The sequence below is a fragment of the Sorangium sp. So ce385 genome (assembly GCF_051474135.1).
GTDB classification, from domain to species: Bacteria; Myxococcota_A; Polyangia; order Polyangiales; family Polyangiaceae; genus Sorangium; species Sorangium cellulosum_D.
Map to the genome: position 1 here is coordinate 5,990,161 of NZ_CP150337.1, position 20,826 is coordinate 6,010,986.

Here is a 20,826-nt window from a genome sequence, read left to right on the forward strand (position 1 = left end):
GGCTCTGCTACCGTGCGGCCGTGGGAATCGCTCCGCGCCGCTCTGCGTTCGCTCTCTCGGTGGGCTGCCTGGTCGCGCTGTCTGTCGCCGCGGGCGCCGCGGGCTGCGCGTCGACCGAGTACGTCAACGAAGGTCCGGGGCAGCCGACGCCGCGGGCCTCCGGCACGCTGCCCCCCGGCTCGGTGGGCGTCTGCAAGCAGCCGGAGACGAAGCGGCCGCCCATCGTGAGCGAGGAGCTCTGGGCCCACGCGAAGCCGTGCACGCCGCGCACGCCCGCCTCGTACATCCGCCTCGGCTACGCGAAGGACGGCGCGGCGGGCGCCGATCCCGAGGCGGAGCAGCTGGCCGAGCGGGTGCTCGCGGCGCTCGCCGAGGGGCCGAAGCCCGACGGCGGCAACAACCAGGTCACGGGCGCGATCCGCGCCGTGCGGGCCTACGCGGCGAGGAAGGACGAGCTGCGCGCCCGGGTCGTGAGAGAATCGGCCACCGGGCAGACGTGCGACGTGACCTACCTGCTCAACACGATGTCCGCCGCGCGTAGCAAGCTGTCCGGGGGCGAGGCGTGCACCGCGGAGGTGTTCGACCCGGAGACGCGCGCCGACGCGTGCCTCTTCGACACGAAGCGGCCCGAGGGGCTGTGGCTCTCGAGCGGCTGGTCGTGCATGACGTTCACCGGCGCGCTCGGGAACGAGGCGTCCTGCCACCAGCTCTGCGGCTACGACGATTACTGCGCGCGGCAGGTGTACTGCGCGGCCGGCGACGTCAACCTCCTGCTCTGCACGCTCGGCGTCTGCCTGCCGGAGCCGTCCGCCGGCATCAAGTGAGCGCGGCCGACCCGCGTTGACCGCGCGGCGCGAGGCCGCGGCGAAGCGGCGCCGAAGTCCGGCATCCCTGGCCGGACTTCGGGCGGGCGGAGCTAGTCGGCGAGGAGGGCGCTCAGCCGCTCGAGCACGCCGCGGAGCAGCTCGCGCGCGCTGCGCAGGAGCGAGCGCCCGTCGCGCAGGAGATCGTGCACCTCGCCGGGAACGGGCAGGAGGCCCGCGCGGGCGGCGAGCGCCGCGCCCGTGAGGAGCAGCAGGACCAGGAGCAGGGCCAGGGAGACGCGGCGGCGCCACCTTCGCCGGGCGCGGGGCGCCGGGGTGACCAGGGCCGGAGGCGCGGACGCGACCGGCAGCGCGAGGCTCGCGGGCGGCGACTGCGACGAGGACTTCGGGGGAGGCTCCTCGAGGGAGACGGGGAGGATGCCCGCGAAGGTGGCGGGGAGGGGCGTGTTCCCGGCGGGCGCCTGCTTGCGCCGGTCGCCCCTGATCGAGGACGCGGTGCGGCCTTCCCCCCGCGCCGACATGCGGCTGTCCGCGAGCTGGATCGCGGTCGCGAGCTTCTTCCGGCGCTCGGCCACGATGTCCCCGAGGGTCTCGCGGACGAAGCGGCCGACGTCGCCGTCCGTGACCGGGGTGCCGATCGAGATCGCGATCTGGTCGAGCGTGCGCTGGAAGGACGCGCAGTCGTTCCAGCGGTCCGCCGGATCCTTGGCCAGCGCGCGCTCGATGGCGACCGCGAGGTCGAACGGGACGTCGGGCACGAGCTCCCGGAGGGGGACCGGGGCGAACCGCAGGATGTTCTCCATGGTCTTGGCGTCGCTCCGGCCGCGGAACGGGTGGTAGCCGCTCAGGGTCGTGTAGAGCAGGACGCCGAGCGAGAAGATGTCGGAGCGGCGATCGACCTTGCCCGAGGTGAGCTGCTCCGGGGAGAGGTACGGGATCTTGCCCTTGAGCTGGCCGACGACGCGCGTCTCGTGCAGCCGGCCCGTGGCCTTGGCGACGCCGAAATCGACGATCTTTACGATGCCGTCGTACGACACCATGACGTTCTGCGGCGAGATGTCGCGGTGCACGAGGTCGACGAGCTTCCCCTCGTCGTCGCGGAGCTCATGCGCGGCGTGGAGGCCGGCGCAGATGCTCGAGGCGATGCGCAGGAGGATCGGCAGGGGGACGCCGCCGGTCGATCGGACCTGCTTGTTGAGCGTGGAGATGGTGTCGCCGTCGACCCACTCCATCACGATGTAGAGGACGCCGTTCTCGTCGCCGAGCTCGACGATCTCGACCGCGTGGGGGTGCCGGATGCGGGACGCGAGGCGCGCCTCGTCGAGGAACATCGCCTCGAAGGCCGGGTCGTTGCCGATCTCCGGCAGCATCGTCTTGATGGCGACGATCTTCTGGAAGCCGCGGGAGCCCACGAGGCGCGCCGCCCAAACGGCCGCCATCCCTCCACGGGCGACCGGCATGAGGATCTCGTAGCGGCCCAGCGTGTCTCCAGGCTTGAGGTCCGACAAGATCTGCACGCGGTGGTCCTAGAGGGGGAGGCGGAGTTGAGAGGGGTGGAGCTCGAGTGCCGCCGTTACGTTCGTGGAGGCACGCAGCCTCGACGTCTGCCGGAGCGACGCAGCGCCATCGCGCTCGCACGTCACGAAGGAGGTCCCGCGAAGCCAGGGTGCCACGAAGGGGACACGGACCTCAAGTTCGGGCGCGACGGCGGCCGAGAGGAATGATCTCATCGGCTTCCGGGCCGAAGCTCTCGTACCGGATCGGCGCCTCCGCCTTGCCGATGACCTTGCCGATGACCGCGGCGATTCGCTCCGGGAACTTGGCGGCCGCGGCGCGCGGCGGCGGCGTCCTCGGCGCGCGGCCGCTTGACATTTTCCAGCGACGTGCCGCGCGCGAGCGCGGGCGCAGCCCTCGTCGGCGTGGCCGGCGGCCCTGCGCGCGGCGCTCGGCGTGCAGGAGCGCGGGCGCGGAGCGGGCGTGAGGCGGCCGCGCGGAGCGGCGGCTGCAGGGGCGCGGCGCGAGGTCGGCTCATCGCAGCAGATACTACGCGAGCACGGTCGGGCAGGAAGAATGCAGCGAGCGCTGCCGGGGCCATCGATGGGCACCCGCATGAGAACGGGGCCGCGCGAAAAGGAATGATTCGTAGCGAAGAGTGCGCCAGATCGGGCTGGAGACGCGGGCGCGAGAGTCGTGGTACAGGGGAGCGACCTGCTCCACGAGGCCTCATGGAAGCCAATTTGCGCCCGATCCCGCCGCCGCACGACGAAGACGACGAAGACGTGCACTGGGCGCTGTCGACCGCGACCGCCCTGTGGGGGCGCGGCGAGCGTGAAGAAGCGCTGAGGTGGCTGCGCCGCGCCGCGGAGCAGGCCTCGGATGCAAACGCCGACCTGCGCGCTCTCGAGCTCTTCAAGGCGGCCGCGGAGGTGGCGCAGAAGATCTCGGTGAGCGAAGAGGATCCGGGCTCGGCCACGGCCACGGACTCGCCCCCGGCGATCGCGAGCGCGCCGAAGACGCCCTTGAGCGCGCCGCCTCAGGCGTCCGGCGCGTCTCCCGCCACGGCGAGCGCGCCGCCGCCGAGGCCGGGCGCGTCGGGCGTCGGGTCCCGCGGAGCGCCGTCGCGACCGCCGAGCGCGGAGGGGGGCCGGGGCGAGCGCAGCGGCCAGAGCGTGCCGCCGGCACCCGCGTCGCCGGCCGTGAAGCGGTCGCCGTCGGTCCGCGCGCCTGCCGGCGACGCGCCGTCGGGGCCGATGACCTCGGCGATGGCGTCGTCCCGCGACGCCGGCCCGCCGCCCAGGCCCGTCGGGGGGCTGGGCCGCGCGGTGCCGCTCGGGGCGGAGCGCGCCCCAGGGGGTGCGCGGTCCGTGGCCGTGCGCGAGGCGACCCCCACGCAGCTGTCGCCCGCCGCTCGCGCGGCGGGCGCCGGGGCGGGCGCCGCGGCGGGGCTCCCGGCGCGTCCCGCTGCCGGACCGCAGGCGGCCGGGGCGGCCGGCCGTCCCGCCGCGATCAAGGCGCGGCCGATCGCCAGCTTCACGGGGCCGACCCACGCGAGGGTGTCGTCGACCACGGCGGTGACCGAGGAGTTCCCGGCGGTCAAGCTCCCGGTCGCGGGCGCGTCGGCGGACCAGGAGCCGGGGAAGGGCGCGTCGGGCGCCGCGCCCCAGAGCACGACCGGGGAGCAGCTCGCGGCGGACGGCGAGGCCCCGCCCGATCAGCGCGAGACGGTGCCGACGGCCATCGCGGTGGCCTCGGCGGCGCGGCGGCAGGCGAGCCCGCTGCTCGGCGCGAGCTCGTCGCAGGAGGCGACCGAGCGGCGCCCGCGGCTCTGGCCGGACGACGAGGGCACCACGCGCCGGCCGCTGACGGCGCAGGAGCAGCGGGTGCTCATGGAGCACCGGATCGAGGACCTGGACGAGGAGACGCCGATGCTCGGCCTGGAGCAGGCGGGCGACGGCGAGCCGTCCGCCGCGGCTCCGGCGGATGCGCCCGAGGCGCCCGAGGATCGCGCCGACTGGACCGAGGCCGAGCCGGACGACGAGGACGCGGGCGCCGCCTCTGAGGATCAGCAGGCGGAAGCGACGCTGGCCGGGGGGCCTCCGGGGGCGATGCAGGCGCGGCCGTCCGAGGGGGCGGCGGTGGACTCGGCGTGGAGCGATCCGCCCTACGAGGGCGAGTGGCAGGCGCCGCCGCCGCGGCTGCCCGCGTCGCAGATCGAGCCGCTGCCGGCGCTGCGGATCGCGGTGATCGGCATCTCCAGCACCGGGGAGCTCCGTCTCGTCCCGATGGACGGGCGGAACGCTCCGCCGCGGGGGGCGGCGCTCGGGATCCTCGTCCCGCTGAGCCCCGGGGACGGCGAGACGATAGCGCGGCTGCTCCAGCTGCGCGGCTGAGGTGCCGCGGCGCGCGGGCGGCGCGGGAGATCGGCAAGAAGTGGGGCATCCCGCGCGATGGCGGTAGCCTCCGGGGATGCATGACGAACGGACGGCCCCGAAGCGCATCCGCGTGACAGGACTGCAGGAGGCCCAGCTGCCAGCGCTCGCCGCGACGGAGCAGGCCTGCACGGCGATGTACCACGAGCTCGGCTTCGACGCGGCGGAGGTGCCGGCGCGGACGGTGGCCGACATCGCCGCGCTGACGCGGCAGCACGACGTGCGCGTGGCGGAGGCGGACGGCGAGGTGGCCGGCTACCTGGCGTGGCGCGACGAGGCACCCGGGGTCGCGTACCTGGAGGAGATCTCGGTGCATCCGGACCACCAGCGGCGGGGCGTCGCGACGCGGTTGCTGGCGGAGCTCCAGGAGCGGGCGCGGGAGCTCGGCATGGAACAGATCGTGCTGAAGGCCAGGGAGCGGGCGAGCTGGGCCCAGGCGTTCTACAGGAAGGCGGGCTTCGCGAAGCTCGGCGATGACGCGCCGGCGAAGGTCCGCGCGTGGCGGAGCGAGCAGGAGGCCGCGGGGAGGCCGCGGACCCGGGACGGCGAGGTCGTGCTCTGGGCGGCCATCCCGCCGAAGGCCGCGGAAGCGCCGGACGAGGACGAGGACGAGGCAGCCGGGGACGGCTGAGGCTGCTTGGCGGCGGCCGGCGGAGGGCCGCCGCAGGTGGGGTGCGCCCGGCGGGCAGGGGCGCGGTGGGGGCGGTCGCGGCCGGGTTTGCCGGTGCGAGGCGGAGCGGCGTGCGCGCGGGTGGAGGTCGGCTCGGGGGCTGACCTGGGCTCGGGCGCCGGTGGCAAGGGGCCGCCAACCGGTGCGAGTTCGTTCGCCTGAGGTCGGCCAAGATGCCCGACGGCGCGAGTTGACATAATGTTTCTTATGCGATCCGACATCGGTCCCGAGGGCAGGGGGCTGGAGCTCGATTTTCCGGGTCATTTCGGGCACCTGGAGTCGGTTTCGGCGTCGCCCCGACCTCAACCCGGGTCAGGCCTTGCTGCCGGCCTCAACCTGGGTCGGCCTTGTCGCCCCGACCTCGCTGCCGACCTCAACCTGGGTCGGCCTCGTTGCCCCCCCCCCCCCCCGGACCTCAACCTGGGTCGGCCTCGTCGCCCCCGACCTCAACCTGGGTCGGCCTCGGGAGTCGGCCCCGCTGACCTCAACCCGAGTCGAGCCTCGCCCCCAGCCTCAACCCGGGTCAGCCTCGACGCCGACCTCAACCCGGGCGGACGCTCCAGGACACTGCGGATCACGACGCGCCGCGTCATCCTTCGGCCCTACAACGCCCAAGCGTCCTGCCCGCGCCGTGGTTCGGACCTGAACGACCGCTCAGCCTTTGGGAAGCGGCGGCGTCTCGACGTCGAGGCTGAGCAGCGCGCCGCCGTTCGTCAGCACGAACGCCCGCCGGCCGTACGCGGCCGGCGTCATCGCGATGCCGCCCCCCGTCTCGATGCCGTCGATCACCGCGCCGTCCAGCGGTGAGAACAGGAAGATCCCGTAGCGCGTGGTCGTCACCAGCAGCGCCCCCGCGAACGGCACCGGTGCCGAGATGCCCCCGTCCGGCAAATCCCGCCGCCAGATCGTGCGGCCGTCCTCCGGGTCCAAGGCCCACAGGCCCGTCAAGCCCGACGACGCGAGCAGCACCTTCCGCTCGGGCACGATCGGACCGCCTCCGCTCCGCGGCGCGTGCGCTGGCTGATGCCACAGCACGAGCTCGGTGACGCCGACCGCCGCCTCGTTCACCCAGGCCCGGGTCCCGTTCTCGGCGTCGAGGGCGAACACCCCGCCCGCGTAGCCCGCCACGAAGACCACATCGCCCGAGGCGATCTGGCCGAAGACCGGCGTGGTGTCCGTGTCGAGGTACTTCGGCGTCTGGCCGCCCGCGCTCTGCTCGGCCTCGGCCGCCAGGTCGACGAGCGCCCACTGCTCGGACCCGTTCTTGAGGTCGTAGGCCATCACGACCCCATCGGAGAACGCCGTGTAGACCTTGTCCCGCCCGAGCGCCGGGCCGGCGTGCCCGGAGATCTCCATCCCGAACGCCGGCGTCCGATGCTGGTACCAGCGCATCGCGCCCGTCTCCGCGTCGAGCGCGATCAGCGTGTCGTTCGAGTTCGTCACGTAGAGCACGCCGTCGCGCAGCACCGGCCGCCGCGCGACCTTGGCGTTGGTCATGAAGCGGTAGACCAGCTGGCCGTCCGAGGCGCGCACCTTGTAGAGCGCGCCGTCGTTCGAGCCGAAGTAGACCGCGTCCGACGCGGCGTCGTAGAGCGGCTCGCTCTGCACGGGGCCGAGCGTCTCGAACCGCCAGAGGACGTCGCTCGTGTCGGCCCGCACCGCGTACAGGCCGTGATCGCTCGACCCGACGAAGACGCGCCGGTGCGCCGCGTCGATCTCGGGGCGGCCGCGCTCGTAAGCCTCGCCGACCTTGCGCGCCTCGGCCGTGAGCTCGCGGCGCGTCGTGATGCCCAGCGCGCTCCCCGGGTGATGCAGCCAGAGCGGCGCGTCGGGCGCCGCGGCGACGCCCAGGTTGCCGCAGCCGCCGAGCGACGCGAGGCCCAGCCCGAGGAGCACAGCGCCCGCGGCGCGGCTAGTGCGGCGCATCGCCCGCCTTCTTCTCCGCGTTCTCGCGCGCGCGGCGGATCAGCTGCTCGATCTCCTCCGGCGTCATCGTCTGGCCCTTCGGGCCGCCGAACGCGGCGCGGGGCGGCACGGCGGCCGGGTCGATCTTGCGCAGCATCTCCTCGACGACGGCCTCGAGGAACTGGAAGGAGCGGCCCTCGGTCGAGGGAGCCTGGAGCTTCTCGTGCGCGCTCTTGAGCAGCTCCTTCGCCTTCTCGCTGTCGCCCTTGGCCAGGTGGATCCGCGCCTGGTGGTACAGCGCGAGCTCCTTGTAGCCCTTCATGTCGATCGCCTCGAGCTCCTTGAACGACGCGAGGGCGCCGTCGAGGTCGCCCTTGCCCTCCCGCGCGAACCCGATGCCCTCGATGGCGCGGCCCTTCACGTCGGGATCCGCCCCCGCGAGCGGCGACGAGACCACGGCGCTGTACGCTTCGAGCGCGCGGTCGTAGTCCTTCTTGTCGAGCATCACCCCGGCCTGCCCGAGCTTCGCCAGGAGCGCGGCGCCGCTGCCGCCGTGCTCGTCGATGACCTTGTTGTACGCGGCGAGCGCGGTGTCCGACCGCTCGTCCGCGGACTTGAAGGTCCTCGTGACGTCGAACTCCTTCTCCTCCTCGCTGCGCGTGTCCTCGGCGAGCACCCTGCCCCGATCCGCAGCGACGGCCGACATGAGCGCCGACGTCGACACCGCGTCCTTCTTCTCGGTGCGCGACAGGTAGAACAGCACGCCGCCGGTCGCGACCAGCGCCGCCAGCACGCCCCACTGGAGGACGTGGAAGTTCTTCTTGATCCACCGGCCGGCGCCGGTCGTCATGCGGCTGAGCGCGTCCTCGACCATCTCGCCCGGCAGCAGCTGGACCGGGCGGCGCCCCGCGGCCTGCTCCCGGCGGCGCGCGAGCAGCTCCTTCGCGCGGGCGTTCTTGTCCTTGGGCAGCTCCTCGCCCGCAGGCTTCTTCTTGCGGCGGCGCGCGGAGGCCTCGTCGCGGCGGCGGGCGGCGCGGTTCGGCACCGCCGGGGCCGCCTCGTCGCTCGCGGCCTCCGCCGGGGGCGCCTCCTCCGACTCGCCCACGCCGAGCGCCTCGGCGACGCGCTGCGCCGCCTCGTCGTCGCTCTCGTCGGCGCCGGCCTCCCTCACCGGAGCGCCGCGCGGCGGCCGCGCCGGGGCCGCCTCCGCAGCCCCGCCCTCGTCGCCATCGCTCCGCGTGGCTTCGTCCTTGTCACTCCCCGCGGATTTCTCTTCGGCCTGCTCTCGGTCCTTGTCCGACACGCGGCGGACTCTAGTCTTGCCGCCTGCGGCGTCAATCTGGCCGGTGAGCCGCAGGCGCTTCGTCCCCCGAGCGCGGCGGCGGCGCCGCCTCGTCGCCGGCGCCGCCAGCGTCGCCGGGCGACCAGGGCGCAGGCGGCGGGGGCGGGATCTCGTCGCTCAGCGGGACGACGGCGCACGCCTGAACCTCGACGTTCTGGGTCGCGTACACCACGAAATCGGCGTAAGCGCCCGGCTGCGCGCCCGCCGCGGGCGGCAGCGTCGCGAACGCCTCGGTCGGCTCGCTCCCCGGGGGGATCGCGAGCGTGACCGCGCGCTCCGCGTCGAGCTCCGGCGCGCTCGCCGGGACGAGCGACGCGCCGTCCCGCTTCGGCGGCCGCGCGCCGCGCTTGGGGCTGCCGAAGCGCACCTCGCCGGGGCGGCCATCGTCGGTCCGCGCGCGGCAGAGGACGCGCACGCCCTTGCCGTTGCCCGCCTTCGGGATCACGACGCCGAGCCCCACCCCGCTCTTCGCGAAGCGGCGCAGGCGGCCGAGATCGCGCTCGCGCGGCCCGCCGAGCAGGTCAAGGATGTCGGCCCGGAGCGCGAGCCCGAGCCCCCCGGGCAGCGGATCCGGCGTGCCGAGCATGCGCAGGAGCGGCGCCCGCAGCTCGGGGCCGGCGCCGAGCTTCACGAGGGCCTCCGCGATCGCGACGCGCGCCGTCTGGTACGGCTCCTGGCCGAGCCGCTCGGCGAGCGCCGGCCGCGCGGCGTCCTCGCCGATCGCCGCGAGCGCGGCGGCGGCGTACGGGCGCAGCCGCACGTCGCCGAGCGCGGCGATGAGCGGCGGCAGCGCGGCCTTCACCCGGATCTTCGCGAGCGCGTCGACGATCTCGCGCGCCCGCTCGAACGACGTCGCCTCCGCGCCTTCGCCGCCGTCCTGCTCCGGGCCGCGGACCACCTGCCGCAGCCACGCCACGAGCACGTCGTCGCCGCGGCGATCGCCCGACTCCGCGAGCGCGAGCGCCGCGAGGCGCCGCCACTTGCGGTCGGGATCGACCACGAGATCGCGCGTCAGCGGCGCGCCCTCGCCGAGCCGCGTGAGCGCGAGCGCCGCCCACCGCCGCACCTCGTCGTCCTCGTCGCGCACGAGCGCGAGCCGCAGCGACGGCGCCGCCTCGGAGCGGCGCAGATCGAAGAGCACCTCGCCCGCCTTGCGGCGGATGGCCACGTCGGCGTCGTCGAGCAGCGCCGCGACCTCGACCACCGCGTCGGCGTCGCCCGCGATGCCGCGGCGGAGCGCGTCGGGCCAGCCCTTGCCCTCCTTCCTCAGGCCGCGGACCTCGTAGCGCCCGTGCGACGCCTCGACGGCGCGCAGCTCCGACCGCATCGCGCCGAGCTCCGCGGGGCGCAGCGCGGAGATGTCCTGCTGCTGGCGCGGATCCGTCGCCACGTCGTAGAGCGCGCACGCGCCGATCTTGCGCGCGCAGACGAGCCGCAGCGTGCCCTTGGCGAGCAGCGTCTGCGTGTCCGTCTCGGCGAACGCGAAGCCCGGGAGCGAGGGCGGCCCGCCCGGCGGCGCCGCCTTGCCTTGCTCGGCCGCCGCGTCGCCGGCGGCGAGCAGCGGCCCGAGATCGGCGCCGCGCACGCGCGCGGGCCGCGGGATGCCGAGCCCCGCGAGCACCGTGGGCAGCAGATCGACGAGCTGCACCGGCGCCCGCACCACGCGCGGCGAGAGCAGGCCGGGCGCGCTCACGATGAGCGGCACGCGCGCCTGCTCCTCGTACACCGTCGTGCCGTGGTAGCGCCCGCCGTGCTCGCCGAACTCCTCGCCGTGATCGGCCGTGACGATCACGACCGCGTCCGGCCGCTCCTTGCGGATCTCGTCCACGATCGCGCCGACGCCCGCGTCCGCCACGGCGATCTCGGCGTCGTAGCGATCGATGTCGCGATCGCCGAGCGGGTGCTCCGGGTGCGCCTCGTACGGCTCGTGCGGCTCGAAGAGGTGCACCCACATGAACGCGCGCTGCTCCGATCCGAGCCCGGAGAGGTAGCTCCGCACCTGCTCCAGCCGGAGCGCGGAGCTCGCGAACTCGATCTTCTGGTACTCGAAGTCGAGCGCCCGATCGCGCAGCGCGCCGAAGCGCTCGCCGTCGATGAAGAACACCGCCGGCGGGTAGAAGCCCGCCGTCTTGTAGCCGTAGCGGCGGAGGTGCTGCGCGAACGTCTCGGAGTCGTCCCCGAGCCCCTGCAGCACGAGCGGGCGGATGTACTTGCCCGTCATGAGCGACGAGACCGCGTACGACGTGTGCGGCGTCGGCGTGTACGCCGCCTCGAAGCGCACGCCCTCGGCCGCGAGGCGGTCGAGGTTCGGCGTGATCTTCCGCTCGTAGCCGTACGCCCCCACGTGGTCGGCGCGCAGGGCGTCGATGCTGATCAGCACGATGTCGCGCCCCCGCAGATCGATCGCGTTGCCGCTCGCGCGCTCGTCGAGCGGCGCGGCGTCGAGCGGCTCGGGCGGCGACAGCACGGCGGCGAGCTCGACCACGTGGCCGAGGAGCGGGCCGTGCGCGGCGTAGATGAGGCGGATGTTGTCCGCGAGCGCGAGCCGGTCCGCCGCGCCGGGCGCGAGCGCGGCGCCGAACGCGAAGAGGACGAGGGCGAGCGCCGCGCGCACGAGCCGCGGCGAGCGCCGGTCGCGCGCGTCGCCCTGGCCGGACGGCCGCGTGGGCAGCGCCGGCGTCGCGAAGGTCGCCGCCGCGAGCGTGAGCGCCGCGAGCCCGAGGTGGAAGGCGGCGTAGAGGCGCGGCAGGACGCGCACGTTCGCGACCTCGAGCAGGACGACCGCGCAGGCCGACGCGAGGACGAGCCACCGGCCGGCCCCCGCGGCGCGCGCCCGCTTGAGGGCGCGCGCCACGCGCGGCGCCGCCGCGAAGGTCGCGCCGGCGCCGAGGAGCGCGAGCGCCGCGATGAACGGCGCGCGCCGGCCGCCCTCGAACATGCGCCCGGCCGAGACCCCGAAGGCCACCGCGCCGCCGAACGCCCCGGCGAGCAGCGCCGCCGCGACGCGGAACCCCCGGCGCTCGGCGCGCATGGCGATCTCGAGCACCGCGCCGAGGACGGCGGCGCACGGCGCCGCGGCCGCGAGCGCGAGCGGCAGGAGGTCGCGCACGGCGCGGCCGAGCTCGTAGGGCCCGAGCAGCTCGCGCCACCGCAGGACGCCGACCACCAGGAGCTCGGCGAGCGCGAGCGCCGCGAGCGCGAGGTAGGCGTCCGCCATGCGCCACCCGATCTCGGTCTCGAGCTTGCGCGGCGGGGCGTCGGAGCTCCCGCTCGGGAACGTGGCGCGGCTCGGCGCCGGCGCCGGCGTGGACGCGCGCGCCGGCCCGGACTGCAGCCGCGGCGCCGACGGCGCCCGGTGCCCGGGCGCTCCCGGCGCGGCGCCGGCGAGCCCGTCCGAGGCGGCGGCCGTGTCAGGCCGGCTCCCGTGGGCGAATCGACCGGGGGGCACGGACCCCCCGGGAGGCCGGCCGGCGCCCCCATGGCCCCGTGGGCGCATCGGAGCGGCCCCGTTGCGATCGGTCATGCGTAGGTGACTTCGAGGATCTCGTACGTGCGCGGCCCGGCCGGCATCATCACGCGGACCTCCTCGCCGACCTCGTGCCCGAGCAGCGCGCGCGCGAGCGGCGAGGCGACGGAGATGCGCCCGAGCTTGAGATCGGCCTCCTCGGGCCCGACGATCTGGAAGCTCTGCTCCTCATCCGTGTCCACATTGGCGAGCTTGACCTTGGCGCCGAACTGGACCTTGCTGCCGCTCAGCTTGGACGGATCGATGACCTCGGCGCGCGAGAGCGTCTGCTCGAGGTAGCTGATGCGGGCGACGATCATGCCCTGCCGCTCCTTGGCGGCGTGGTACTCGGCGTTCTCGGAGAGGTCGCCGTGCTCCCGGGCCGTCCCGATGTCCTTGACGACCTGCGGCAGGTCGATCTCTTTCAGCCGTCGCATCTCTTCGCGGAGCCGCACTTGCCCCTCGGGCGTCATGGGTACTTTCTCGGACATGGTGGGGACGCTTTTAGCATGGCTCCCGCCCGGTCGACGACGGCGCGAGACGCGCCGGTCGCGGATAGCGCCGGCCGCCCGGACCGCAGCGCGCCCTGCCCTGCCCCCGCCGGACTACCCCCGCCAGCGCACGATCTTCCGCGGAGGCCGCCGCGCGTGGGCGTCCGCTGACTTCGTCGCGCTCCGGACGAGGGCCGCCGCGGTCCGGGAGAGCTCCTCCGGGCGCGGGCCGCCGTGCGGGACGGCCGCGGCGTCCACCGTCGCCGTGGCCGCGCCGGTCGCCTCGGCGAGCCGCACCTCGACCGGGACGTCCGCGTCCGGGAGCCGCACGACGCCGCGGTAGACGAACTCGCCCGGCGCGCCGCCGGCGTCGGCCTGCTCCAGCACGTAGCGAGCGCCGGAGGACGGCCGCCCGACCGCCTGCGTCACAGCTGCGGCCCCGAGCGGGCCGGGCCCGACGCCGCCTTGGCGGGCGCGCGGCGCTGCCCGCCGGGGCCCATCTCGTCGAGGAACCGCCGCGCGGTCACCGCGAACGGGCCGCCGAAGTCCCGGATGACCGACTCGAACACGGCGCGCGCCTCGTCCGGCTTCTTCATCTTGAGGAGCGTCTCGCCCTTGAGGACGAGCGCCTCCGCGTCGAGCCCCGAGCCCGGGAAGGTCCGCAGCGCGTAGTCGATCCGCGCGATGGCCGCGTCGAACACGTCCTCCTTGAGGTAGTAGCGCGCCACGTAGAGCTCGTGGCGCACGAGCCGCCCGGTCACGACCTCGAGCATGTAGGCCGCGTCGTCGCGGTAGCGGCTGCGCGGGAACTGCCGGAGGAAGGTGCGGATCTCCCGGTGGGCCTCGATCGTGGTCGCCTGATCGCGCTCCTCGGCCGGCGGCAGGAACACCGTGTCGTCGATGTCCAGGAAGAGCGACTTCGCCATCCGGTACTTCGCGTACTCGACGTTCCGATCCGTCCGGTGCTCCTGGATGAACGCGCGGTAGGCCGAGATCGCCTCGGGGTACTTGCCCTGCTCGAACTCGAGGTCGGCGATCCTGAGGTCGGCGAGCCGGGCGTAGCGGCTGTACGCGAAGCGCCGCTTCACCTCGGAGAAGAGGGCGCGCGCGTCCTCCCAGTCCTTGGCCTCGAAGGCGGCCATGGCCTCGTTGTACGCGGCCTGCGCGTCCTCGGTGTACGTGAGGGTGGCGGTGCGGCCGTCGTTGAGCTCGAAGTCGCAGCCCACGAGCCCGCCCAGGGCAGCGAGGCACCCGGCGAGGGCGAGGACAGCGGCGGTGGGTCTCATCGTGCACGCCTCGTACCCAATCCGGCGCCGGCGCGCCAGGGCTTCCGCCGCGGGCCGGGCGCTCGCGCCCTTGCTCCCGCGTCGTGGCACCCGGGGGAGCTGGGGTATGGTCGGCCCATGCCCGCTTCCCCTCCAGCGCCTGCGCCGGCGGCCCCCACCCCGACGCTGCACCCGGGCGGCGCCGCCTCGCCCACGGTCCTCATCGTGGACGACGAGCGCAACATCCGCCGCACCCTCGCGCTCGTCCTGCAGGGCGAGGGCTACCAGGTCGCCGAGGCCCCGAGCGCCGAGGCGGCGCTGGAGCTGCTCGCGCACGGCGACACCCCCGTCGACCTCGCCCTTGTCGACCTGCTCCTGCCCGGCATGAACGGCCTCGACCTCCTCCAGCGCGTGCGCCAGGACGACGCCACCCGCGAGCTGCCGGTCATCGTGATCAGCGGGCACGCGACCGTCAACGACGCGGTGAAGGCCGTCAAGCTGGGCGCCTGCGACTTCTTCGAGAAGCCGCTCAACCGCGAGCGCGTCCTCGTAGGCGTCAAGATCGCGCTGCAGAACTCGCGGCTCGCGCGGGAGGTCGAGGACCTGAAGGCCCAGGTGCAGTCGCGCTACGAGATGATCGGCCAGAGCGCCGCGATGCAGCGGCTGTTCAAGGAGATCGATCGCGTCGCGCCGACGAAGGCGAGCGTGCTCATCACCGGCGAGAGCGGCACCGGCAAGGAGCTCATCAGCCGCGCCATCCACCGCCTCTCGCTGCGGGCGCGGGGCCCCTTCGTCCGGGTCAACTGCGCCGCGATCCCGCGCGAGCTCATCGAGAGCGAGCTCTTCGGCCACGAGCGCGGCGCGTTCACCGGGGCGAGCGGGCCGAAGCGGGGCTTCTTCGAGCAGGCCCATGGCGGCACGCTGTTCCTCGACGAGATCGGCGACATGGACCTCGCCGCCCAGGCCAAGGTGCTGCGCGCGCTGCAGTCGGGCGAGATCTGCCGCGTCGGCGGCGAGCACAGCCGGCACGTCGACGTCCGCGTGCTCGCCGCGACGAACAAGGACCTCTCGCGCGAGGTCGCCGCGCTGCGCTTCCGCGAGGACCTCTTCTTCCGCCTCGCGGTGTTCCCGATCAAGAGCCCCGCGCTGCGCGACCGCATGGAGGACCTGCGCGCCCTCGCCGACGCGTTCATGGCGGCGTTCTGCAACGAGAACGGCCTGAAGCAGAAGGCGATCGATCCGGTGGTCTACGCCGCGCTCGAGCGCCGGAGCTGGCCGGGCAACGTGCGCGAGCTCAAGAACGTCATCGAGCGCGCCGCGATCCTCTCGGGCGACGTCGTCACCATCGCCGATCTGCCGGAGGATCCGCACGAGAACCCGTTTGAGGACGACGCGCAGGCCGCCGCCGGGGAGGGGCCCTGCGCGCCGCCCGCCCCCGGCGGGGCCGAGCCGCCCGCGGGCGCGGCCCGGAGCGAGCCGGAGCGCCCTCGCCTCACGCTGCGCGAGTTCCGCGATCGGGCCGAGCGCCGCTACATCGTCGAGGTGCTGGCCAGCCTCGACTGGAACATCTCGCGCGCGGCCGTGCTGCTCGGCGTCGAGCGCACGAACCTCCACAAGAAGATCCGCGCCTACGGCATCAAGCGGGGCGAGGCGCCGTAGCGTCAGCGCCCGCGGCCTTGCCCCTGCGCCGCTACGCGGCCCTGCGCCGCTACGCGGCCCCGCCGAGCGCCCTGCGGACGGCGCGGAGGAGCGACTCGGCCGTGAACGGCTTGCCCAGCACCGCGGCGTCCGGGCGGGCGGCGAGCGCGTCGCCCGTGTAGCCGGACATGAAGAGCACCCGCATGTCCGGCCTCTGCTTCACGAGGCGCTCGGCGAGCTCGCCGCCGGACATCTCGGGCATCAGCACGTCGGTGAGCAAGAGGTCGACCCGCCCGCGCTGCGCCTCGCTGACGCGCAGCGCCTCGCGCGGGCCGCGCGCCGTCAGCGTGGTGTAGCCGTGCTGCGCGAGGATCCGGCTCGCGAGCGCGACCACCGCGTCCTCGTCGTCGGTGACGAGCACCGTCCCGCCGTCGCCGCGGCGCGGCGCGGCGTGGGGCGCGCGCCCGCGCCGCGAGGCCGACGGCCGCGCCGAGAGCGGCAGGTAGATCTCGACGCGCGTGCCCTCCCCGGGCTGGGACGCGAGCTCGATGAAGCCGCGCCACTGCTTGACGATCCCGTACACGGTGGCGAGCCCGAGGCCGGCCCCCTTCCCCCTCGGCTTCGTCGTGAAGAACGGCTCGAAGGCGCGCGTCCGCACGTCGTCGCTCATCCCGCTGCCGGTGTCGCTCACGACGAGGCGCGCGTACCTGCCGGGCGGGATCGCCGGGTGCGCGTCGTGCAGGCCCCCCGCGGCGCCGACGCGGACCGCGCGCGCCTCGATCGACAGCCGGCCGCCGTCCTGCATCGCGTCGCGCGCGTTCAGCGCGAGGTTCATGACCACCTGCTCGAGCTGCCCCGCGTCCGCGAGCACCCGGCACCCCGAGGGGCCGAGCGCCATCGCGAGCTCGACGCCGCCCCCGACGGCGGCGCGGAGCGCGCCCTCCATGCCGCGCACGACGTCCCGCAGGTCCAGCACGACCGGCTGCGCGAGCCCGCGCCGGCTCACCGTGAGCAGCTGCCGCGTGAGCGACGCCGCCCGCTGCGCGGCGCCCTTGATCTCGGCGAGATCCTTCTGCACCGGGCTCTGCTCGTCGAGCTCCTCCATGACGAGGCTCGTGTAGTTCAGGATGATCGCGAGCAGGTTGTTGTAATCGTGGGCGATCCCGCCGGCGAGCCGCCCGACCGCTTCCATCTTCTGCGCCTGGCGCAGCTCCTCCGAGAGCTCGCGCCGGCGCTCCTCGGTGGAGCACGAGGACGACAGATCGACGATCGCCCCGGTCACGAGCCGCTCCCCGCGCCCCTCCGCGAGCGACTCGGTCCGCATCACGCGGACCGTCGAGCCGTCGCGGCGCGTGAGGCACGTCTCGATCGCGCTCGCCGGCGGCGGCTTCCCGCCCGCGCCGCCCGCCACGCACCCGCCGAGCACGAGATCCGCCGCCGCGAGCGCCTCCTGCCGCGAGCCGTAGCCGAGCAGCCGGGCGAGCGCCTCGTTGCAGTCGAGGAGGCGGCCGTCGAGCGAGGCCACGTAGAGCCCGGCCGGCGAGCAGGACGCGAGCAGCGAGCTGTGCAGCAACGGGCTGTGCTCCACCGGGTCTCTCGACGACGATCGTCCGCTGCTCATCGACGCGCTGTCCGTGCCGAAACGTTCAGCCGGAGGGAGATCCCCGACTCCCCGAAATGAAGCGCGGACTCCTCTCGACTGCAACGCCGTTCACGCCGGTAACGTGCGCGCGTGGCGGGCGGCCCGGGCCGCCACGCCGCGCAGCGCGGACGGTTTCTCCTTCTCCGTCCCGCCGAACTGGCCTAGACCCCGCCGGGGCTCGGGCGAGCCCTCAGGAGCGCGGCATGTTCTTCCTCGACAGCTCGAACCCGGACGAGATCAAGGAGATGTTCTCCTGGGGCGTGCTCGCGGGCGTGACCACGAACCCCCTCATCCTCTCGCGCGACGCGGGGTGCGTCGATCTCGAGCGGCGCATCCGCGAGGTGCTCTCGGCGTCGGCCGGCCCGGTGTCGGTCGAGCTGACGAGCGAGACCGAGGCGGCGATGCTCGAGGAGGCCCGCGGCTACCACGCGTGGGCGCCCGAGCGGATCTGCGTCAAGGTGCCGTTCAGCGACGTCGGCCTCAAGGTGACGCACGCCCTCGCGAAGCGCGGCGTGCGCACCAACGTCACGTGCGTGATGAGCTTCAACCAGGCGTACCTCGCGGCCCTCGCCGGCGGCGCGTACGTCTCGATCTTCAGCGGGCGCATCCGCGACATGGGCTACCCGGCGGCCCCGGTCATCGAGCGCACGCGCGCGCGGCTCGATCGCGAGCGGCTGCGCGCCGAGATCATCGTGGGCTCGATCCGCCACCTCATGGACGTGAACGAGGCGCTCGACGCCGGCGCGCATATCGTGACCGTGCCGCCGGCCATCCTGCGGAAGATGCTCCACAACCCGAAGACCGAGGAGACGATCCGCGAATTCAACGCCGCCTGGGAGAAGCGTGCTAAGTAGCCGCGCGTGAACGCCGAGCCCGGCCGCGCGCGAGGAGACGTGGAAGCTCGAGGGCCGCGCCCCCCCGTAGACCCGAGAGACGAGGACACCGCCGGCCCGCGCGCGCCGCTCCGCGCCCCGGCGGAGGCCCCCGCCGGCCGCAAGTACGCGGTCGAGGAGGTGAACCGGGCCCTCGTGGCCGTCGCCGGCCGGCCCCGGACGGTGCTCGACGTCGGCTGCGGGATCGGGCTCAACGGCGCCGCCGTCAAGCGCACGGGCGCGCGCGTGACCGGGATCGAGATCGCGCCCGCGTCGCGCGCGCGCGCCGGGGAGGTGCTCGACGAGGTCCTCGCCGCCGACATCACGAGCGACGCCGCCGTGCGCGAGGCGCTCGGCGACCGGCGCTTCGACCTGATCCTGTTCGCCGACGTCCTCGAGCACACCGCCGATCCGCTCGCCGTGCTCTGCCGCTTCCTCCCGCACCTCGAGGACGACGGCCACGTCATCGTCTCGCTCCCGAACGTCGCGGCGTGGCCGGTGCGCCTCGGCCTCCTCGCGGGGCGGTTCGACTACGCGCCGAGCGGCATCCTCGACGACTCGCACCTCCGCTTCTTCACCCGCGCGTCGGCGCTCCGGCTCGTCGAGCGGGCCGGGCTCGAGGTGCTCCGCGTCGAGCAGAACCCGATGCTCGTCCGCGCCGCCAAGGAGCTCATCCTGAGCGGCCTCGGCGCGGGCGACGACCCCACCGATCTCGCCCGCTCGCTCCCGTACAAGGCCTACCACGCGCTCGTCCGCCCGCTGGAGGACGTCGTGGCGAGCCGCGCGCCCGGCCTCCTCGCGTTCCAGCACGTGATCGTCGCGAGGAAGCCGCCGCGCCCCCGCCGGATGCGGCTCACCGTCGGCATGCTCACGATGGACGAAGAGGAGAGCGTCGGCGCCATGATCGGCGAGATCAGGAAGGCCGCGCCCGACGCGGAGATCCTCTGCGTCGACAGCTCCACGCGGGACCGGACCCCCGAGATCGCGGCCAGCCTCGGGGCGCGCGTGCTCCGCCAGGTGCCGCCCCGCGGCCACGGCCCGGCGATGGAGCTCCTCATGTACAGCGCCGCGGCCCGGAGCGAGCTGCTCATCTACCTCGATTGCGACTTCACCTACCCCGCCGAGAACATCCCGGTGCTCCGGCGGCTCGTCGAGGAGGAGGGCGCCGACGTGGTGAACTGCGCCCGCACGCGCTCGAGGCCCGCGGCCATGCCCGTCCCGAACTACCTCGCCAACCGCGCCTTCGCCGCCATGGCGCACGCGATGCACGGCATCCCCACCTCGGACGTCCACAGCGGCATGCGCGCTTACCGCTGCTCGGTGATTCGGGCGTTCGATTTCGACGGCGAGGGGGACGCGCTGCCCATCGACACGCTGCTCTTCCCGGCCAAGTGCGGCTATCGCGTCGTGGAGATGCCGATCGAGTACAACGAGCGCGTCGGCACCTCGAAGCTGCGCAAGCTGGCTGGCACCGTGTGGACGCTGATTCGCCTCCTGCGCGCGCTCCCCGTGGGCGACCGCCTCGGCGATCGCTACGAGCGTCGCTAGGCGTCCCAGCGCGCGCCGCCCGGCATCACCGCTTCGTCGCGCAGCAGCGATGAGGCCGTGACAACGCGGTGCGGCGTCCCGCCTCCCGCGTGGTCATCGCATTCCGGGCGCCTATACTCGGCATCTTTCGAGTCGAGAGGAGGCACGAGATGCGGTTTCAGAAGGTAGTTTGCGTACTAGGTGTGTCCGCGCTGACCGGCGCGGCCGCGGCGGCGGGCTGCGGTGGCGACGACGGCGGCGGGACGAGCTCGAATTCCTCGGGGGCGACCGGCGGCGCGACCGTAAGTGACTGCTCGCAGAAACACCCGGTCTGCACGGCGGTCGCCTCGGACTGCGTCGCCGTCCATGACAATCGGGACGCGACCACGTTCGGGCTGCGCATGGCGCAGCTCACGATCACGAAGCCCGACGTGCTCGCGATCGGCTATGTCGCCCGGCTCGTCGCCCAGGGCCTGACGATCAATCTGCCCCAGTGTAATCTGAACGGCACGGGCACCTTCTCCTGGCTGCTCGAGTTCGACAAGGCGAACGGCAAGCTGCGCACGGGCGGCGCGAAGATCGCGGACGACCCGCTCGAGGGGTACTGCTTCGCGAACATGTCCGTGGGCGAGTTCGAGATCGCGCCGACCGAGATCGACGCCCCCCTGGGCGACGACGGCGCGTGGAGCGGCGAGGCCGAGACCCTCAACGTCCCGATCTTCCTGGAAACGAGCCCGGATCCGATCATCCTACCCATGCACCAGGTGCGGCTCACCGACGCCACGCTGTCGGCGGACAACAACTGCATCGGCCGGTACAACGTCGAGGGGCTCGACCCGTTGAACGCCTGCCTCCCCGGCCAGGACGGCGACCCTCCGGCGTTCATCAACGGCGGCAAGCTCGCCGCCTTCATCACGCTGGAGGAGGTCGACCGGGTGATCGTGCCCGACGTCAAGCAGAGCCTCTGTGTCGTGCTCTCGGGCGATATCGTAAAATACGGAGCCGGTGGGGAGCCCAATACGTGCAAGCGCGACGAGAGCGGCCAGATCGTGCTCAAGGGCGACTGGTGCAGCGCGACGAACTCGCCTGCGACGGACGACTGCGCAGACGCCTATGCGCTCGGCGGCGAGTTCGCGGCGAGCGCCGTCAAGATCAACGGTCTCTGCCAGCAGTAGCGCTTGCGGGCGGCTCTCCGGGGAGCGTACGCTTTGTCGTG

Annotated in this window: 16 protein-coding genes; 7 read left to right on the forward strand and 9 right to left on the reverse strand. The window is 74.1% G+C overall.

Annotation, left to right across the window (positions count from 1 at the left end; all coding sequences use genetic code 11):
• Positions 1 to 59: 59 nt before the first annotated feature.
• Positions 60 to 824: a hypothetical protein gene (locus WME83_RS21770; RefSeq protein WP_437321209.1), complete on the forward strand. Its 765-nt coding sequence runs from the start codon at positions 60 to 62 to the stop codon at positions 822 to 824.
• A 92-nt stretch (positions 825 to 916) separates the two neighbouring features.
• Here WME83_RS21770 and WME83_RS21775 read toward each other — a convergent pair whose 3' ends face one another.
• The gene (locus tag WME83_RS21775) at positions 917 to 2,341 is read right to left on the reverse strand and encodes a serine/threonine protein kinase (RefSeq protein ID WP_437321210.1); all 1,425 of its coding nucleotides are present in this window, start codon (positions 2,339 to 2,341) and stop codon (positions 917 to 919) included.
• Between the two features lie 172 nt (positions 2,342 to 2,513).
• On the reverse strand, positions 2,514 to 2,696 hold the full coding sequence (locus tag WME83_RS21780) for a hypothetical protein (protein WP_437321211.1): 183 nt from the start codon (positions 2,694 to 2,696) through the stop codon (positions 2,514 to 2,516).
• Between the two features lie 353 nt (positions 2,697 to 3,049).
• Between WME83_RS21780 and WME83_RS21785 the strand changes: the two genes are divergently transcribed.
• Positions 3,050 to 4,714 carry a hypothetical protein gene (locus tag WME83_RS21785; protein WP_437321212.1) on the forward strand — a complete coding sequence of 555 codons (1,665 nt, stop codon included), beginning with the start codon at positions 3,050 to 3,052 and terminating at the stop codon, positions 4,712 to 4,714.
• Positions 4,715 to 4,790: 76 nt separating this feature from the next.
• A complete protein-coding gene (locus WME83_RS21790) occupies positions 4,791 to 5,384 on the forward strand; it encodes a GNAT family N-acetyltransferase (protein WP_437321213.1) in 594 nt (197 codons plus the stop codon).
• A 693-nt stretch (positions 5,385 to 6,077) separates the two neighbouring features.
• Here WME83_RS21790 and WME83_RS21795 read toward each other — a convergent pair.
• From WME83_RS21795 to WME83_RS21820, 6 genes are all read right to left on the reverse strand, one after another.
• Positions 6,078 to 7,349 carry an outer membrane protein assembly factor BamB family protein gene (locus WME83_RS21795; protein WP_437321214.1) on the reverse strand — a complete coding sequence of 424 codons (1,272 nt, stop codon included), beginning with the start codon at positions 7,347 to 7,349 and terminating at the stop codon, positions 6,078 to 6,080.
• Entirely contained in the window at positions 7,336 to 8,631 is a 1,296-nt protein-coding gene (locus WME83_RS21800; protein WP_437321215.1) for a tetratricopeptide repeat protein, read from the reverse strand. The genes WME83_RS21795 and WME83_RS21800 overlap by 14 nt, the downstream gene beginning before the upstream one ends.
• 31 nt (positions 8,632 to 8,662) lie before the next feature.
• Positions 8,663 to 12,118, reverse strand: a complete 3,456-nt coding sequence (locus WME83_RS21805; protein ID WP_437321216.1) for a sulfatase-like hydrolase/transferase — start codon at positions 12,116 to 12,118, stop codon at positions 8,663 to 8,665.
• A gap of 71 nt (positions 12,119 to 12,189) precedes the next feature.
• Complete coding sequence (gene greA / locus WME83_RS21810) at positions 12,190 to 12,666, reverse strand: transcription elongation factor GreA (protein WP_437321217.1); 477 nt, start codon at positions 12,664 to 12,666, stop codon at positions 12,190 to 12,192.
• A 114-nt stretch (positions 12,667 to 12,780) separates the two neighbouring features.
• Positions 12,781 to 13,095, reverse strand: a complete 315-nt coding sequence (locus WME83_RS21815) for a hypothetical protein (protein WP_020736284.1) — start codon at positions 13,093 to 13,095, stop codon at positions 12,781 to 12,783.
• Positions 13,092 to 13,952 (reverse strand): outer membrane protein assembly factor BamD, encoded by an 861-nt coding sequence (locus tag WME83_RS21820; RefSeq protein ID WP_061627909.1) that lies wholly within the window; start codon positions 13,950 to 13,952, stop codon positions 13,092 to 13,094. Before WME83_RS21820 ends, WME83_RS21815 begins: the two co-directional genes overlap by 4 nt.
• 117 nt (positions 13,953 to 14,069) lie before the next feature.
• Here WME83_RS21820 and WME83_RS21825 point away from each other — a divergent pair, with 117 nt between their 5' ends.
• Entirely contained in the window at positions 14,070 to 15,590 is a 1,521-nt protein-coding gene (locus WME83_RS21825; RefSeq protein ID WP_437321218.1) for a sigma-54-dependent transcriptional regulator, read from the forward strand.
• A gap of 49 nt (positions 15,591 to 15,639) precedes the next feature.
• Here the strand turns inward: WME83_RS21825 and WME83_RS21830 are convergent, their stop codons facing one another.
• On the reverse strand, positions 15,640 to 17,190 hold the full coding sequence (locus WME83_RS21830) for an ATP-binding protein (RefSeq protein ID WP_437321219.1): 1,551 nt from the start codon (positions 17,188 to 17,190) through the stop codon (positions 15,640 to 15,642).
• Between the two features lie 224 nt (positions 17,191 to 17,414).
• Between WME83_RS21830 and WME83_RS21835 the strand changes: the two genes are divergently transcribed.
• The 3 genes from WME83_RS21835 to WME83_RS21845 all read left to right on the forward strand — a co-directional run bounded on the left by WME83_RS21835 (position 17,415) and on the right by WME83_RS21845 (position 20,785).
• Complete coding sequence (locus tag WME83_RS21835) at positions 17,415 to 18,065, forward strand: transaldolase family protein (protein WP_061627907.1); 651 nt, start codon at positions 17,415 to 17,417, stop codon at positions 18,063 to 18,065.
• Positions 18,066 to 18,104: 39 nt separating this feature from the next.
• Positions 18,105 to 19,631 carry a methyltransferase domain-containing protein gene (locus WME83_RS21840; protein ID WP_437321220.1) on the forward strand — a complete coding sequence of 509 codons (1,527 nt, stop codon included), beginning with the start codon at positions 18,105 to 18,107 and terminating at the stop codon, positions 19,629 to 19,631.
• A gap of 182 nt (positions 19,632 to 19,813) precedes the next feature.
• Positions 19,814 to 20,785, forward strand: a complete 972-nt coding sequence (locus WME83_RS21845; protein ID WP_437321221.1) for a hypothetical protein — start codon at positions 19,814 to 19,816, stop codon at positions 20,783 to 20,785.
• Positions 20,786 to 20,826 lie beyond the last annotated feature (41 nt).

Bases quoted from the DNA above. Each gene is read 5' to 3' on its own strand.
- greA (WP_437321217.1), bottom strand. From the start codon at position 12,666: ATGTCCGAGAAAGTACCCATGACGCCCGAGGGGCAAGTGCGGCTCCGC.
- WME83_RS21825 (WP_437321218.1), top strand. From the start codon at position 14,070: ATGCCCGCTTCCCCTCCAGCGCCTGCGCCGGCGGCCCCCACCCCGACG.
- WME83_RS21785 (WP_437321212.1), top strand. From the start codon at position 3,050: ATGGAAGCCAATTTGCGCCCGATCCCGCCGCCGCACGACGAAGACGAC.
- WME83_RS21795 (WP_437321214.1), bottom strand. From the start codon at position 7,349: ATGCGCCGCACTAGCCGCGCCGCGGGCGCTGTGCTCCTCGGGCTGGGC.
- WME83_RS21780 (WP_437321211.1), bottom strand. From the start codon at position 2,696: ATGTCAAGCGGCCGCGCGCCGAGGACGCCGCCGCCGCGCGCCGCGGCC.
- WME83_RS21830 (WP_437321219.1), bottom strand. From the start codon at position 17,190: ATGAGCAGCGGACGATCGTCGTCGAGAGACCCGGTGGAGCACAGCCCG.
- WME83_RS21790 (WP_437321213.1), top strand. From the start codon at position 4,791: ATGCATGACGAACGGACGGCCCCGAAGCGCATCCGCGTGACAGGACTG.
- WME83_RS21835 (WP_061627907.1), top strand. From the start codon at position 17,415: ATGTTCTTCCTCGACAGCTCGAACCCGGACGAGATCAAGGAGATGTTC.
- WME83_RS21820 (WP_061627909.1), bottom strand. From the start codon at position 13,952: ATGAGACCCACCGCCGCTGTCCTCGCCCTCGCCGGGTGCCTCGCTGCC.